The organism is Photobacterium sp. GB-50 (genome assembly GCF_003026755.1).
Taxonomy (GTDB): Bacteria; Pseudomonadota; Gammaproteobacteria; order Enterobacterales; family Vibrionaceae; genus Photobacterium.
Window position 1 is genome coordinate 104,713 of the sequence record NZ_PYNX01000004.1, and the last position, 15,393, is coordinate 120,105.

Genomic DNA, 15,393 nt, shown 5'->3' on the forward strand with positions numbered 1-15,393 from the left:
CTGTGTTATATGCGATTTTTAAAACTATCTGTTCACCCTGATCTTGCCAATATTGACTTTAATACAACTGACTTAGCAATATTTCAACGCGATGCCGCAAGAGCCATTGTATTAAATGGTGAAGATATTTTGATGTTATACACAGAGCGTTATCATGATTACACCTTACCTGGTGGTGGCATTGATGCTGGAGAAGATAAAGTCGAAGGGTTGATCCGAGAATTACAAGAAGAAACTGGCGCAAGAAATATTCGAGATATTAAAGCGTTTGGTCAATATGACGAATATCGCCCGTGGTATAAGCCAGATCATGATGTGGTTTATATGAAATCATACTGTTACGTTTGTACTATTGATAAAGAGTTAGGCGCAACTCGCTTTGAAGATTACGAAATTAAAAATGGTATGAAGCCGGTATGGATCAATATTTTTGATGCGATAGCGCATAATGAAGAGACGATGAAACATTCTGAGAAAAAGGGGATGTCGATTGAGCGTGAAACCTTTTTATTGAAACTGATAGCAGAAGAGCTCATCACTGTTAATGCATAAAAAAAACGGAGGTATTGAGCCTCCGTTGCATTGAAATCAATCGGTGAATTATTTTACTTTCTTAAATGTCACGGTGTGACGTTCAGAGCTGATAATCAATGTGTTCTGGTTCACTAGGTAATCTGATGGACCTGTTAGCATTCTTTTTACGAATCCATCAACAATAGCTTGTTCGTTTTGAATACACATTTTACGGGTTGACGCTAAATTTTTAGTCAGTAAATTCTGGCCAGTTAGTGTCAGCTTGCCTTTTAATGTATTACAGCCGTGGTAAGTGACCGTCAAATTATTATCAATCACTAATTCTGGCTTTTTAGGTAATGCATCTACAGGCTCTGAATGCCCATCAATCGCCATTACTTCCCATGTGCTTGGAAGCGCAGCAGCATCTTTAGGAGAAGAACTACAACCAGTTAATAGTGATGTCAGTAAAAGCGTACTTAATAAAATCTTTTTCATTATTTTTCTCATGTCGTACAGCAAGAAGGTGCGTTAGATACAGGTGTTGACGATGATAAAGAGCAACGGTCAATAGTCAGATGTGTCAAAAATAACGCAATATTATTCTGTGTCTTGCTTACAAAAGTCAGATGAACATTAAAACTTAACAAGCCATGAAGTGTGACAAATAACCGTAAAAATGTAAACGGCATCTGTTTTTTATTTTTATGTTTTTATTCATTCATAAATATATGAATAATAGACGTACTCATGATCATTAAGGATAATTATTTGATGCAGAAGATTACGCTAAGTTCACCCACTGGAGATAAGTATATAACACCATCAAAAGTGGTATGTGTTGGTCGAAATTACGTTGAGCATATCTATGAGTTAAATAATGAAATTCCTACGCAACTTGTCTTGTTTACGAAACCCAATTCTGCCATTTCTCAACAACTCAAAGCTAAGCATAGTAACGATTTCCTACATTATGAAGTTGAAATTTGTTTTATGTACCAACAAGGTCAGTTTATGGCTGCGGGAGTCGGAATAGATTTAACAAAGCGAGAATTGCAAGCGACCTTAAAACAAAAGGGCCTACCGTGGGAACGAGCAAAAGCGTTTGATGGATCCGTGCTTTTTAGTGATTTCGTGCCACTTCCTAATATTGCTGAAACGGAATTTGAAGTGGTGTTTGAACAACAACAAGAGGTTTTACAGCGAGGCGTTAGCTCTCAAATGATCACAAAACCTGCCGCTATTTTGCAGGAAATCCAATCATTCATGACATTAGAAGATGGTGATATTGTTATGACGGGAACACCAAAAGGTGTCGGCGAAGTGAATGCTGGTGGTCATTACACTGCAAGCCTTTATATTGATGGGCAAAGAGTGGTCGCCCAGTCATGGGATGCGGCATAGCGTGATAATCAACTGATTTTTAATTGACAAAAATTTCGCATATTTACAGCTAAGCATTGTTACAATACTTAGCTGTTTTTCTATGTGAAGAAAGTAATGTTTCAGCAAGAGCATGTGATTAAATTAGCAAATATGAAAATGCCGTTTGGTAAGTACGCCGGTCGAATCCTTATCGACTTACCTGAAGAGTATTTATTGTGGTTTCAGAAACAAGGCTTTCCTGACGGTGAGTTAGGTATGCTGATGGCTTTGGCGCTTGATTTTAAAATTGAAGGTCTCGAAAGCGTGATTCGACCATTGCGCAAAGACTAAGCGTCGTTTTAATACCGGTAATAGAAAAGATTTTTAAATGAAAAAAGTACTCTCATCTATATTGCTGTTTTTGGGTGGATTGACACTGTCAGGTTGTGCCCAGCATTATGTGGCAATCAGTGATATTCCGTTTGCTGATGCTAACTTTAAACGTTGCGTCATTTTGCAAGGTAAAGCATATAGCGAACAAATTACCGAGTTGAAATGTGACGGTTTACATATATCAAAAATTAAAGAATTAAGTAATTTTCCTAATCTGCAACAGTTAGATTTATCACATAATCATTTAACCCAGCTTGATGTTAGTCAGAATCCTAAATTAGAGCTACTTAGTGTTGAAAATAATCAGCTTAATAAATTGAATATTAAGCATAATAAACAATTAAGAGTGCTTAATGTGAGTTTCAATCATTTAACATCTCTTGATGTGAAAAAAAATAAAGATCTCACGTATTTAAATTATTCAGGTAATCATATTAAAGATGTGGATATTCAGAATAATCCACACTTATTAGCACCTTATGAAAAAGCCTACATTACTAATGGCCCCTCTAATTAATCTCGTTAAAATCAGATAAGGAAAGCATTTTATGTTTAACGGAATGCACCATGTTGCGATCATATGCTCTGATTATCAGCGTTCTAAGCACTTCTATAGTCAAATATTAAAACTGGAGATCATTAATGAAACCTATAGAGCGCAACGCCAATCGTACAAACTCGATCTCCGTTTACCAGATAATAGCCAAATCGAACTGTTTTCTTTTCCTGATGCACCTCAAAGACCCAGTTATCCTGAGGCCCAAGGGCTACGTCATCTGGCGTTTTCAGTTGATGATGTGGAATCTGTAGCAGCATATTTAGTTGAACATCATATTGAGGTAGAAGCGATCCGTATTGATGAATTAACGGGAAAGAAATTTACTTTTTTTAGCGATCCAGATGGATTACCACTTGAGTTATATCAATCTTAACGTTGAGAAGTGTGGGTTTTTAGCTAACAAAGATATGCATATAAGGGTATATTGTATTGGTTAATAATTAATCATTGGAAGGGATGTAATGCGCAGGATTATATTTAATCAGAAAGGTGGGGTGGGTAAATCAAGTATTACCGTAAATTTAGCGGCTATTAGTGCGGCGAAAGGGTACAAGACATTGGTGATAGATCTCGATGTACAAGGTAATTCAAGCCATTATTTAGGGTTCGATATTAATCAAAAAAGCGATAAAACCATTGCTGATTTACTTAATCAAACCGCTTCTTGGTTTTCAATGGCATCACCAACATTGGATTACCCCCAACCGACCGATTATGATAATTTATTTCTTATTCCATCGAGCCCCAAATTAGATAAATTAGAGCCAGAATTAGAACGCCGCTATAAGATTTATAAGTTACGTGAAACTTTAGATGAATTAGAAAAAGAGTATGAACATATTTATATTGATACCCCACCAAACCTAAATTTCTATACTAAGTCGGGATTAATTGCGGCGCATAACTTATTGATCCCATTTGATTGTGATAGTTTTTCACAACAGGCATTGATCAATTTAATGGACAATTTAGCAGAGCTTCGAGACGATCATAATCGTGAGTTGTCATTAGAAGGTATTGTGGTCAATATGTTTAATGCTCAGGCAAATTTTCCCCGTCAAATTATTGAGAGTGTTAAAGAATTAGGCTTCCCAGTATTAGAGCCTTATCTACCTCAATCGATCAAAATGAAAGAATCACATTTTCAACAAATCCCGCTTATTCATTTCCAACCAAAGCATAAGTTAACTCAGCAATTTTCGCTATTACATCAACAATTAAGTGATGCTAAACAAGCTGTCAAAAGTTAGCCGTATTTTTTATTGCTTACAATTAAAAAGAGCGAGATTAATGCTCGCTCTTTTTCAGGTTAGTCATCTTTGTTGGGAAAATGCTTTTCGTATTCTTCCATAAAATCTTGTCGAATTTCTTGCTCTAAATGCGTCGCTTGCTCTGTTGGACAAAATAACATGAAGTGAACAATTTGCTCTCCTGTCGCACCACTACTGATATGGATATGTGGCTCTGAGCCCGGTAAATCAACACCCGCATGTTTTTCTATCATGCTGTTATAGCGACGAGCGACGTCAATAAAATCTTCACAATGATGCTCTATTTTTTTGACCATAGTTGGTAGTAAAGGATAGAGGTTGAGGAAATTGGGTACGACGATAGAAAAGTTATGGTAAACATAACGCTTCATAAAATTGAGGTTTTTTACTGGGTAAGTGAAAAACATACTATTAGGTAAGGTTGCTGTTTTTCCTGTGTAATGATACTGGCCATGATGAAGATCGATCTCTTGGATAACCGTTGCCATCATATTGTGTTCGATGACTTCGCCACATAACTTGCCCACTTCAATCCAGTCACCGATTCGAAACGAACGTGAGCTTGCGCGTTGAATTGATCCTGTAATACAAAGAATAATTTCTTTCGATGCGACAACAATGGCAACCGCGATCGCTGTGACAGATAATGCAAACTCATTAATTTCTGAGCGCCAAAGGATAAAGAGTAAAAGGATAAGAATAGAAAAGGTGCCATTTTTGGTTCGAGACATCCATTTTCGTTGTTCTTCTGAAAGAAAGAGTTCTTCCCCTCGAATTTTGGTCAAAACCAGACGACGGATCAGTGAAACAATCACAATGATCAGAGCACTTAGCAGTAATTTGTGTGCGATGAGGAAATTAATAACTTCCGTAACCTTATCCATCGTTATTCCTTTTTATTTCAATACATCAATAAAGAGTTATATCAAAAAAAACAGATGAATGTGTTAGAGAAATCAAAACTTTATAGAATTGGGTATAAGACAACTTGGTATTTGAAAATAGAGTACAGAGAAAAAGAGCGATAAGCTCCTTTAAAAATGTGATGAGATCTTATTTATTATCGCGTTTGTATCATTCAGTAAAAGAACGTTGGTAAGCGACGGCAATTTTTTGATGATTTAGTTGGGTGTTAATGGTGAGTGCAATATGAGGTTTTTGATAAAAATAGCCATTATCGAGGAGATAATTAGTGAAACCATCAAAAGTCCATGTTAACTGATTCTATTTAGAGCTTGATGTTCATGTTAGTGTTTTCATTGGGTGTTTTTTATACGGATGTGATGGTGAAAAAACAAGTATGGACACAGTTCAGAAGATAAAGCACAAGCATATAATGAGTTTGTAGTGTTTAGCTCAGTAACAGTCGTCTCTTTACTTGCTAGCATCGCAGGCTTAATAACATGATTGGTTGGTATCAGCTTACCCTTCTTGTCATTCCATTCATGTTCGTCATTATAGCTATGTTGTTTATGTTTAAACCTAAATTAATAGTTTCGATTTAACCTCAAAAGTAACGCTATGTTTATGATTATTTATCGTAATTTTAAGGACTTCAGTCTAAGTTTGATAAAGATAGATCATAAAATGTAGAGAATCTCTGAATATGAAAAGTGACATAATTCTTATCGGTAAGGGCGAAAACAAAATTGGGATCCATCCTAAATATGCCAATCGTCATGGTTTTATTGCTGGAGCAACAGGTACAGGTAAAACGGTAACACTTCAATGTTTAGCTGAGGGTTTTTCATCCCTTGGTGTGCCCGTTTTTCTTGCTGACGTAAAAGGTGACTTATCAGGTATGGCGAAGGCTGGTACTGATAACGCCGTTGTTCAAAAACGTTGTCGAGAAATTGGTATTGATGATTTTCAATTTACTTCCTTTCCCGTTGAGTTCTGGGATTTGTTTGGGAAAGAAGGGGCAAAAATCCGCGCGACGTTAGAAGACATGGGACCGCTATTATTAAGTCGTTTGTTAGATTGTAATGATGTCCAAGAAGGGCTAATTAATTTAGCGTTTGAATATGCAGAAGAAAATCAAATGCCGATGTTGGATTTGGATGATTTTTCTACCGCACTAAATTACTTAGGCGATAATTCAAAACAACTGGGTGGGATGTACGGACGTATCAGTAAGTCCTCTATTGCTGCTATTGAGCGGCGTTTATTGGGCTTTAAACGCCAAGGTGGTAGCGAGTTTTTTGGTGAGCCAGCATTGGATTACCATGATTTCATGAAAACTGCCGCAGATGGTCGAGGCATTATAAATATTCTGGATGCCAGTACCTTGATCCAATCACCAAAGTTGTACTCAACCTTCTTATTATGGTTGTTGTCTGAGCTTTATGAAAACCTACCGGAAGTCGGTGATCTCGATAAACCTAAATTTGTGTTCTTTTTCGACGAGGCTCATCTCCTGTTTGATGATGTACCGAAGGTCTTCTTAGATCAGATTGAGCAAGTGGTACGTTTGATCCGCTCTAAAGCGGTTGGGATCTATTTTGTAAGTCAAAATCCAACCGATATTCCAGATTCAGTATTAGGACAGCTGGGTAATCGCATTCAACATGCGTTACGTGCCTATACCCCAAAAGAGAGAAAAGCCGTAAAAGTTGCAGCTGAATCATTTAGGGATAACCCAAATTTAGATGTAGTTACCTTACTGGGTGAATTAGGCGTAGGTAAAGCACTAGTATCAGTATTAGAAGAGGGCGGTGTACCATCGGTAGTTGAACATGCCACTATTCGCCCTCCAGAGTCGCAAATTGGTCCTATTCGTGCTGATAAGCGCATTGAAATGCTAAACGCCAGTCAGTATTTTCAGCAATATAAAGTAGCAGTGAATCGTGAGTCAGCCCATGAGATATTAAATAAGCGCACAGAGCAGAAAAAGCAGCAAACACAAGAAGCTGAACATGAACGTGCAAGTATTCGAAAGCCTCGTCGCTCTCAGCGCCAAACATACACTGAATCGTTTATTAAAACCTTATTAAGGCAACTTGCGAATGCAATCGTAAGAGCGTTATTCAAGCGGCGTTAATTTGATGACTAAATCTCTTCTGTGTTATCGATAAAGAGATACGGTGTAAATCTTATATTGTTGTCGATAAATATGTTACTGAGCCCATGGCTTTTTTATAAGAAAAGCGTAAGGTCTTAAGCTTCTATTTTTAAAGGATAATAGTAGACGTGCATATTTTTACAGATAGAAAAAAAATCCTGATTGATACGCGAAGTTCTGATGAGTTCTTAGCGGGTCATGTTGAAGGTAGTGTATTTGTTGGATTTGGCGGGAAACAATTTAAATGGTGGCTTGAATTAATGCTACCGGATAAAGACATTCAATTAGACGTTATTGCTTCACCTAATAATCAAGACCAAGTAAAAGAAACATTGCAATCAATAGGTTATACCCATATCCGTTTTCAATCGCTTGAGGGGACACTGTCTCAGGTTGAACATATATCTGCTGAAACGTTAGTAACGAAGGCATCAGATCTAAATATTTTAGATGTGCGTGAACAAGATGAAATAGCAAAAGGTGCGCTACCTAATGCTGAGGTATTACCGTTATCCGATATTGTGCAAGGCAAACTGCCTTCAGAGAAAGATAACTTTGTTGTCCATTGTGCGGGTGGATACCGTTCTTTGATTGCTATCTCATTGCTTAAATTACTACGACAATGCCATTTTATTCAAATTGATGGCGGATTCTCTGCAATTAAACGCCATATATAACTGTTTTATATAAAATTAAGTCATTGATAAATAATGTTTATTGATATTGTTTTTTATAAAAGTTATCGATGGCTTTGTTTTTCTCCTTCTAAAAAAAACTTTTTTTGGCCTAAAAATAGCTTTTCGAGGGGGATTTTTAATACGGTTAAATGTTATCAAAATGTTGTTGATTGTTTGCCTCTTGTTGCAAAATCCATGAAATCTAGAAATTCTTGTACGAATATTTGTGCAAAAGAATTGATCCCTGACTTATTTTTTTTGAAAAATAGCCAGTCTCTGAAATGCTGAATACATGTTTCTACTAATAAAAAAAGTCATACCCTGTACCAGACGTAGAAGCATTATATGCTTAATGTTGAGTATAAATTCAAGGATTGAGAGATAGATTATGATTCGATTTAACCTTTGTGCAGCAGGAATATCCCTTGCACTGTCAGGCGCTGCTTTCGCGGCCCCTACGGCACCAAGCATTGATCTGTATGGTTCTAACAACCTTCAGTTCTCTAAAATTGAGCTAGCGATGGAAACAACATCTGGCTATAACGACATGGTTAAATACCATGACAAAGCTAAGATTAATGTGAAATTTAACCAATGGAGTGGTAAATCAGGCGATACTTACAACATCTATTTTGATGGTGAAAAGGTCGCATCTGGTCCAATCAAAGGTAGTCAAACCACCGCTTCTTTTGAGTACGAGCAAGGCGGCTTGTACCAAATGGAAATCGAAGCCTGTGACGAAACAGGATGTGCGAAAAGTGCGCCAGCACAAATCACCATTGCAGATACAGATGGTTCACACTTACCTCCTCTAGCAATGAATGTTGATCCAAACAACAAATCATTTGATACCGACCCAAGCGTTGTTATGGGGACGTATTTCGTTGAGTGGGGTATCTATGGCCGTGAATATACAGTAGATAACATTCCTGCAGACAACTTGACCCATATTCTTTATGGCTTCATCCCAATTTGTGGTCCAAACGAGTCTGTGAAATCGGTAGGTGGTAATAGCTTCAACGCACTACAAACTGCGTGTAAAGGTGTTAATGATTACGAAGTTGTTATCCATGACCCATGGGCTGCATTCCAAAAGAGCTTTAAGCAAGCAGGTCATGAATATAGCACACCTATCAAGGGTAACTACGCAATGCTAATGGCATTGAAACAGCGTAACCCTGATCTGAAAATTATCCCATCAATCGGTGGCTGGACATTGTCTGACCCATTCTTTGATTTTGTAGATAAAGCAAACCGTGACACATTCGTTGCCTCTGTTGAGAAATTCCTAAAAACATGGAAATTCTATGATGGTGTAGATATTGACTGGGAATTCCCTGGTGGCGGCGGCCAAGCAGCAGATCGCGGTGATGTAGTAAAAGATGGTCCTGCTTACATTGCGTTAATGCGTGAACTGCGTGCGATGCTTGATAAGCTAGAAGCTGATACAGGTCGTACTTATGAGCTAACATCAGCAATCGGTGTTGGTTACGATAAAATTGAAGACGTTGATTATGGCGAAGCTATCCAATACATGGATTACATCTTCGCAATGACATACGACTTCTACGGCGGTTGGAACAACGTTCCTGGTCACCAAACAGCACTTTACTGTGGTAACTTCATGCGTCCTGGTCAGTGTGACGGTACTGGTCTAGATGAAAATGGCGAACCGTACAAAGGACCTGCATACACCTCTGATATTGGTATTCAGTTACTGCTAGATCAGGGCGTTCCTGCTAACAAACTGGTTCTTGGTGCTGCAATGTATGGTCGTGGTTGGACGGGTGTAACACCTGATACGCTAACAGATCCAACAGATCCAATGACAGGTACAGGTACTGGCAAACTGACGGGCAGCAAAGCTCAAGGTGTTTGGGAAGACGGCGTTATTGATTACAAAGGCATTAAATCATACATGCTTGGTGCTAACAGCCAAGGTATCAATGGCTTTGAATATGGTTACGATGAGCAAGCAGAAGCACCGTATGTGTGGAATCGTTCAACAGGTGACTTGATCACATTTGATGATGAGCGTTCTGTTAAAGCTAAAGGTAACTACGTTAAATCACTTGGCCTTGCTGGTTTATTCTCATGGGAAATTGATGCGGATAACGGTGATATCCTAAATGCAATGCATGAAGGTGTATCGGGCGCGGTGATTGATAAGCCAAACAAGGCACCAACAGCAGCAGCTGGCGTGGATCAAACGGTTTCAGGTCCTGCATCTGTAACACTTGATGGTTCAAGCTCGAAAGACTCAGATGGTAGCATTGCTAGTTATGCTTGGGAGCAAGTATCAGGTACAGCGGTAGCATTAACTGGTGCTGATTCTGCTACAGCAAGTTTTGTCGCTGCAGAAGTGGTAGAAGCTGAGCAATTAACGTTCAAACTAACAGTAACAGATAACAAAGGTGCATCGTCATCAGATACTGTTGTTGTCACTGTAACCCCTAAAGATGTTGTCGTACCACCAACAAACACGGCACCAGTTGCAAGTGTAACTGCACCACAAACAGCAAACGCTGGCGATGTAGTTGTTGTTGATGCATCAGCTTCTTCTGATGCAGATGCGGGTGATACGCTAACATTTGATTGGACATTACCAGCTGGTGTTAATGCAACAGTTAATGGTTCACAAGTACTATTTACTGCGGCTGAGTACACGCAAGACACTAACGTAGTCTTTACTGTAACGGTATCTGATGGTGAAGCAAGCTCAAGCGCTTCAGCGACAGTTGTTGTTGCTAAACATACAACGGTAGAGCCACCTGTTGATACATGTGATAACGCATGGGACGCAGCAACAGTTTACACTGGCGGTGACCAAGCGACTAAAGATGGTAAGGTTTGGGAAGCTAAGTGGTGGACACGTGGCGAAGACCCAGCGAAATCTGGTCAATGGGGTGTATGGAAAGAAGTTGGCGTAGCTAACTGTCAATAAGCGTAAAATTAATGAGCTGGTAATAGTGCAGTAATAACCTACTCATCAGCCATTACAACATGCTTTAAGTAATTATCCCCTGAGACATTTAGTGTCTCAGGGGATTTTTTATTATGCGGATAAAAAAGGCGCTAAGCATTAAGCAAAGCGCCTTTAAGATATTGATTACATTATGTTAGTTAATGTATTAACGGCTAAGAAATGCGTAGCCTGTTGTAAATGCTGCTTCTTGGAATTGACGTAAACCGGTATCACGGAAATCAACCGCCATTGGATTACGCTTTAGCTTTTGCTTTATGTCAGCATTGGTCATGAAGTTAACATCAACATCTGGAATAAGCTGGATAGCCGATTCTAATTTAAAGCCTACTGCGCTACCTGCAAACTTACCACGCGTTTCACGGTTACGGATTACAACTTTATCTACTTGGTAATCATCCAGTAGTTTTTTAAATGCGAATTGGAAATCACGCATTTGTTGGTTATCTAGAGAATCTTCCATGATGAACTTTTGTGTACGACATTGTGGAATATCGAACATGCCATTTTGAAGTGAAAGAAGGCAAATAACCGCTTCGTTACTACGTAGCTCAACAGCACAAATTTTCATGTTAACACCTGAATCTGAATATTTTGGCGCTTATTGTAGGCGAAAAAGTGATTTGCTGTTAGTACCTATTACATTTTTATCGTTCTTTGAGTGAGTCTTGGTAAAAGGGCAACGAAAGAGGGGGGTAAGATGAATAAGATATGTAAACGCATTTTTTCGTAATGGTATAGCGTTGCATTATTTTATGATGAACTACATCGTAAAAATCAAATCATTTTAAGATTGTTAAAAAGTAATATGAATAATTACTACTAAGTATTTTGCGTGGTAGTAGTGACAATGTTTCTTAACTTTTTAAGGGTAATATCGGTTTTTTTTTGTAGAAAGAATGGCTCTGATACAGCAAAGCTAGATTTAGCTATCAATGTTTTAGTGCGTTGTATGAAACAACGAATCATGCATTTAGGGCTATTATTGTTAACCATGGTTGTTTCGGTTAACGCAAGAGCTGATAGTGATCATTTATTATTACCTCAAGATCCGTCTTGGATCACTGGAAAGCTTGTTACAGGTTTTACATATCACATATTGCCAGTTGATGAGCAAAGCGATCGAATACAGTTATATCTTCGCGTTAAAGCGGGCTCTGTACAAGAAACGGATCAGCAAAAAGGTTATGCTCATTTGCTTGAGCATATGGCATTTAATGGCACAAAACATTTTCCTAAAAACGAAATTATCAGGCTTTTTGAGCAAGCTGGATTAGAGTTTGGCCGTGATCTAAATGCTTTTACAAGTTTTGAAAATACCGTCTATCAACTAAGCATTCCTGAGGGTAATGAGCAATTATTAAAAAAAGTTTTACAATATTTAGCTGATATTAGTTATCAAATAAATTTGGAACAAGATGAAATAGCGAAAGAGATTGGTGTTGTCCAAGGTGAAATTTATTCTCGTGCTAATTTAATTGATAATCCTTATATTGCTTATATGGAGAATTTTGGTGAGGGAACTAAATATCAATATCAGAAAATAACAGGTACAGTTAATAGTATAAAGAAAGCTACACATAAAGGTCTTAAGGCTTACTATGATAGTTGGTATCACCCTACTAATATGGAGCTTTTAATTGTAGGAAATGTAAAAGAGAAGACCACAGTTAAATTTATAAAAGAACAGTTCTCTGATTTTAAAGGGTATCGTCAATTAGAGTTGAAACAACCACCGCATTTACCAACCTTTAAGCAAACGCCTTTTACCGTTTTTAGCTCACAGATAAAAGAAGAAACGTCATCGCTTGTATTTAATTTGTCAGATTATCAATATAAAACGTATCAAGATGATTATCATAATAGATTAGTTAACTTTTTGAATCAATTGATTAATCATCGTTTAACGCGAAGTAATGAGTTGTTAAAAACACCTTATAAATATGCATATTCTTATCTTGGGACACCGAATGATGCCGGTAATAAGTGGGTTTACTCATTAGGTGTTGGTCATGATAATTTTTATAAGAATAGAAGCGGAGCAATAAAATTTTTAGCAAGTGAAGTGGCTAGATTACATCAATATGGTTTCACCAATGAAGAGTTTGAGCTACAAAAAAATTTATTATCAGCACAGATAATAAAATCAAATGTTGATTATAAAAATCAGAAATCAGTTGATATTATAAACAGAGCGTTAGATTCATTAATACATAATAAAGTGAATGTTTCTCCATCGTTAGATAACACTTTAGCGAAAAAATTTTTAGCTGAAATACGTTTAGATGAAATTAATAATTTTACGTATGAAGTATTAGTTAACCCACAATTTAGCGCGTTTTATACAAAAGGGGCAGGGGCTCCAGATACAGATAAGATTATTGCTGATATTCAGCAGATTCTTTTGACTAAGCAGAGTCTACCTAATGGTAGTTTGGTCACAGAGAGTAAAGCATTAATCGTCAATTTACCTTCCTTAGGTAAAATTGTTAAAAGTAGTGATCATCCTAAATATAATATGCAAGAATTACATTTAGACAATGGCGTCGCGGTTTTATTACAGCCTGATGCCAGTGCTGATGGAAAAGTGTATTTAGAATTTTCAGCGCCAGGTGGTATTACAATACTTGATCCTAAATATAGAGCTGCTGCTGTTGCGTTAACCGATATATATTTTAACAGTGGTTTGTCAGGTATGACGAATCAGCAAACGACACAGTTGTTTCAACTCAATAATACTCAGCTAATTCCTTATATTAGCAATACTACACAAGGCTTCACGATAGAAACGGTGGCAGACAATTTAGATTTTGCGATGTCGAGTATTTATGCTGCTATGTTAAACGGAGAAATTGATGACACTGTGTTTCATCATGTTAAGCAATCTATGATTCAATGGACCAGAAATAATGATCCTAACTTTGAGTCGGTCACGAAAGGTGACTTGTTTTCACATAATCCTTATGAAGGTAAGTTATCACTTAAACAGTTATATGATCTTGATAAAGACAAAGTCAAAACTGTATATAAGTGGTTATTTGGTCATGCGAATGGGTATAAACTCACTGTAATTGGTGATTTTGAACCGTTAAAAGCGAAAGCCTTAATAGAAAAATATATAGGTAGCTTACCAGAAGGCAAAAAGCATCAATATACAACGAAAAAACAACCCGTTTTAAATAAGAAAGTGAGTTTAAAAAGGGGGATTAATAAATTAGATCGTGCAGATTTAGTGTTTAATTTTATTTTTGAGGCAACAGAACCGAATATTAAAGATATATATGCATCGGATCTTATCTCTCGAATCTTACAAAGAAAAATGCTTACCTATGTTAGAGAAGAACTCTCGCTGACCTATTCACCTAACGCTTGGTGTGGCTCTGCAACACCTGGAAGTAATTATGCACGATGTCAGATAAACGTGGTAACTGATAAAAAAGATGCAAAAAAAGGTATTGAGGCGGTGGAGTATGCATTAGCTGATCTTTATAAAACAGGAGTACCGCAATTTGAGTTGGATGAGCATAAAAAAGCTTTAGTTTTAGCGATGCTTGATAATGATAAGTTGCCGAAAGATCGGGCTTGGTTTGTTCATCGAGATTTTATCAATGGCTTTCCTATCGGTGCAGTTCTAGAGCCACAAACTGTGGTTGATGAAATTGATAAGGCTTATATTGACTCATTGATTAACCACTATTTAAAAAATGCGGGGCAGGTCACTTTAACTGTTTTACCTTAGCGTTTTTCAGTGATAAAGCTTTTTAAATTAAATAAGGATAATAAAACTAGAAAACTGTTCCATATTTCTATATTCATGACGTTTTAGTCAGTGTAATTGCATCGATAATGGTGAAATAGGGAAGGGGAAAATCGCATTTGTTCTGTTTTTAGTTACGGTTCTTTTTAGCAAACTGAGTACAGTTTCTAGAGAGGAGAGTCGTTATGACTATAACGAATGTGATGTCGCAATTTTACCTTCAACGTCTTAATGATACTGAAAATAACGAAGAATATGATGCCATAATCAAAATGCTTACGTTATGTAACTGGGTGCCTCGTGTTCAAGATGAAAAAGAATAAGTGTGTAGCTAGAAACCGCCAATAAAAGAACGTTATTGGCGGTGTAAATTCTTTCGTATTAGCTACGTTTTGCAGGTGTGTACGAACGACCTGCAGCTTGATACGTTTCTTTATCGTTAATTTCAAAGGTCGTGTAGAAGAACCATGCAATGAAGCGCATCAGCTCATCATTAGCATTCATTACCCACTCGGCAAACTCTTCTTCTTCGCCTTGATCGTTTTCTTGAGTGAAAACGTGGTAAATACGCTGTTGCCCGTCGATTTCAGCAAGACTAAAGTGACCAATCATTGCTGCTGCTGTTTCTGCAATTTCAGGCTCATCGTTGTCTTTTAAGGCATTTAGGATCGCTGAAACGCTATCGAGTGCTGCCAATTCTTTTACCAAAATCTCAAATTCTTCTTGTTGCATGCTTAATATCTCTGTGACGTTTTACGTTATTGTAATCGTAATTAAATCGACGACCTAATTTTTCCATAGAAAGAGGAGTACT

At 37.4% G+C, this 15,393-nt stretch carries 15 protein-coding genes; 11 read left to right on the forward strand and 4 right to left on the reverse strand.

Annotated features, from left to right (window positions below):
• Positions 1-9: 9 nt before the first annotated feature.
• Positions 10-552: an NUDIX domain-containing protein gene (locus C9J41_RS07620; protein ID WP_107207065.1), complete on the forward strand. Its 543-nt coding sequence runs from the start codon at positions 10-12 to the stop codon at positions 550-552.
• A 48-nt stretch (positions 553-600) separates the two neighbouring features.
• On the opposite strand, the gene C9J41_RS07625 is transcribed toward C9J41_RS07620, so the two are convergent.
• The gene (locus tag C9J41_RS07625; RefSeq protein ID WP_107207064.1) at positions 601-1,011 is read right to left on the reverse strand and encodes an META domain-containing protein; all 411 of its coding nucleotides are present in this window, start codon (positions 1,009-1,011) and stop codon (positions 601-603) included.
• 276 nt (positions 1,012-1,287) lie between these two features.
• Here C9J41_RS07625 and C9J41_RS07630 point away from each other — a divergent pair, with 276 nt between their 5' ends.
• From C9J41_RS07630 to C9J41_RS07650, 5 genes are all read left to right on the forward strand, one after another.
• Positions 1,288-1,917 (forward strand): fumarylacetoacetate hydrolase family protein, encoded by a 630-nt coding sequence (locus C9J41_RS07630; protein WP_107207063.1) that lies wholly within the window; start codon positions 1,288-1,290, stop codon positions 1,915-1,917.
• A 96-nt stretch (positions 1,918-2,013) separates the two neighbouring features.
• Positions 2,014-2,229, forward strand: coding sequence for a DUF3820 family protein (locus C9J41_RS07635; RefSeq protein WP_107207062.1), 216 nt, complete (start codon positions 2,014-2,016; stop codon positions 2,227-2,229).
• A gap of 37 nt (positions 2,230-2,266) precedes the next feature.
• On the forward strand, positions 2,267-2,788 hold the full coding sequence (locus C9J41_RS07640) for a hypothetical protein (RefSeq protein WP_107294425.1): 522 nt from the start codon (positions 2,267-2,269) through the stop codon (positions 2,786-2,788).
• 31 nt (positions 2,789-2,819) lie between these two features.
• Entirely contained in the window at positions 2,820-3,203 is a 384-nt protein-coding gene (locus tag C9J41_RS07645; RefSeq protein WP_107294426.1) for a VOC family protein, read from the forward strand.
• An 88-nt stretch (positions 3,204-3,291) separates the two neighbouring features.
• Positions 3,292-4,080, forward strand: coding sequence for a ParA family protein (locus C9J41_RS07650; RefSeq protein ID WP_107259872.1), 789 nt, complete (start codon positions 3,292-3,294; stop codon positions 4,078-4,080).
• Positions 4,081-4,139: 59 nt separating this feature from the next.
• Here the strand turns inward: C9J41_RS07650 and C9J41_RS07655 are convergent, their stop codons facing one another.
• A complete protein-coding gene (locus tag C9J41_RS07655; protein ID WP_107207058.1) occupies positions 4,140-4,985 on the reverse strand; it encodes a mechanosensitive ion channel family protein in 846 nt (281 codons plus the stop codon).
• 722 nt (positions 4,986-5,707) lie between these two features.
• Between C9J41_RS07655 and C9J41_RS07660 the strand changes: the two genes are divergently transcribed.
• From C9J41_RS07660 to C9J41_RS07670, 3 genes are all read left to right on the forward strand, one after another.
• Positions 5,708-7,141, forward strand: a complete 1,434-nt coding sequence (locus C9J41_RS07660; RefSeq protein ID WP_107294427.1) for a helicase HerA-like domain-containing protein — start codon at positions 5,708-5,710, stop codon at positions 7,139-7,141.
• A 149-nt stretch (positions 7,142-7,290) separates the two neighbouring features.
• Positions 7,291-7,839 (forward strand): rhodanese-like domain-containing protein, encoded by a 549-nt coding sequence (locus tag C9J41_RS07665; RefSeq protein ID WP_107294428.1) that lies wholly within the window; start codon positions 7,291-7,293, stop codon positions 7,837-7,839.
• A gap of 388 nt (positions 7,840-8,227) precedes the next feature.
• Entirely contained in the window at positions 8,228-10,783 is a 2,556-nt protein-coding gene (locus C9J41_RS07670) for a glycosyl hydrolase family 18 protein (protein WP_107294429.1), read from the forward strand.
• Positions 10,784-10,970: 187 nt separating this feature from the next.
• On the opposite strand, the gene C9J41_RS07675 is transcribed toward C9J41_RS07670, so the two are convergent.
• The gene (locus C9J41_RS07675) at positions 10,971-11,393 is read right to left on the reverse strand and encodes a DUF3010 family protein (RefSeq protein ID WP_006644285.1); all 423 of its coding nucleotides are present in this window, start codon (positions 11,391-11,393) and stop codon (positions 10,971-10,973) included.
• 381 nt (positions 11,394-11,774) lie between these two features.
• Between C9J41_RS07675 and C9J41_RS07680 the strand changes: the two genes are divergently transcribed.
• Both C9J41_RS07680 and C9J41_RS21910 read left to right on the forward strand, forming a co-directional pair.
• Positions 11,775-14,561 carry a pitrilysin family protein gene (locus C9J41_RS07680; protein ID WP_158259673.1) on the forward strand — a complete coding sequence of 929 codons (2,787 nt, stop codon included), beginning with the start codon at positions 11,775-11,777 and terminating at the stop codon, positions 14,559-14,561.
• Positions 14,562-14,764: 203 nt separating this feature from the next.
• On the forward strand, positions 14,765-14,902 hold the full coding sequence (locus C9J41_RS21910; protein WP_199194433.1) for a hypothetical protein: 138 nt from the start codon (positions 14,765-14,767) through the stop codon (positions 14,900-14,902).
• Between the two features lie 58 nt (positions 14,903-14,960).
• On the opposite strand, the gene C9J41_RS07685 is transcribed toward C9J41_RS21910, so the two are convergent.
• On the reverse strand, positions 14,961-15,311 hold the full coding sequence (locus C9J41_RS07685; RefSeq protein ID WP_005364069.1) for a hypothetical protein: 351 nt from the start codon (positions 15,309-15,311) through the stop codon (positions 14,961-14,963).
• Positions 15,312-15,393: the final 82 nt, after the last annotated feature.

Excerpts from the sequence above, each read along its gene's own strand:
- C9J41_RS07650 (WP_107259872.1), top strand. The coding sequence starts at position 3,292 with ATGCGCAGGATTATATTTAATCAGAAAGGTGGGGTGGGTAAATCAAGT.
- C9J41_RS07625 (WP_107207064.1), bottom strand. The coding sequence starts at position 1,011 with ATGAAAAAGATTTTATTAAGTACGCTTTTACTGACATCACTATTAACT.
- C9J41_RS07640 (WP_107294425.1), top strand. The coding sequence starts at position 2,267 with ATGAAAAAAGTACTCTCATCTATATTGCTGTTTTTGGGTGGATTGACA.
- C9J41_RS07660 (WP_107294427.1), top strand. The coding sequence starts at position 5,708 with ATGAAAAGTGACATAATTCTTATCGGTAAGGGCGAAAACAAAATTGGG.
- C9J41_RS07675 (WP_006644285.1), bottom strand. The coding sequence starts at position 11,393 with ATGAAAATTTGTGCTGTTGAGCTACGTAGTAACGAAGCGGTTATTTGC.
- C9J41_RS07630 (WP_107207063.1), top strand. The coding sequence starts at position 1,288 with ATGCAGAAGATTACGCTAAGTTCACCCACTGGAGATAAGTATATAACA.
- C9J41_RS21910 (WP_199194433.1), top strand. The coding sequence starts at position 14,765 with ATGACTATAACGAATGTGATGTCGCAATTTTACCTTCAACGTCTTAAT.
- C9J41_RS07680 (WP_158259673.1), top strand. The coding sequence starts at position 11,775 with ATGAAACAACGAATCATGCATTTAGGGCTATTATTGTTAACCATGGTT.
- C9J41_RS07635 (WP_107207062.1), top strand. The coding sequence starts at position 2,014 with ATGTTTCAGCAAGAGCATGTGATTAAATTAGCAAATATGAAAATGCCG.
- C9J41_RS07685 (WP_005364069.1), bottom strand. The coding sequence starts at position 15,311 with ATGCAACAAGAAGAATTTGAGATTTTGGTAAAAGAATTGGCAGCACTC.
- C9J41_RS07670 (WP_107294429.1), top strand. The coding sequence starts at position 8,228 with ATGATTCGATTTAACCTTTGTGCAGCAGGAATATCCCTTGCACTGTCA.
- C9J41_RS07620 (WP_107207065.1), top strand. The coding sequence starts at position 10 with ATGCGATTTTTAAAACTATCTGTTCACCCTGATCTTGCCAATATTGAC.
- C9J41_RS07645 (WP_107294426.1), top strand. The coding sequence starts at position 2,820 with ATGTTTAACGGAATGCACCATGTTGCGATCATATGCTCTGATTATCAG.
- C9J41_RS07655 (WP_107207058.1), bottom strand. The coding sequence starts at position 4,985 with ATGGATAAGGTTACGGAAGTTATTAATTTCCTCATCGCACACAAATTA.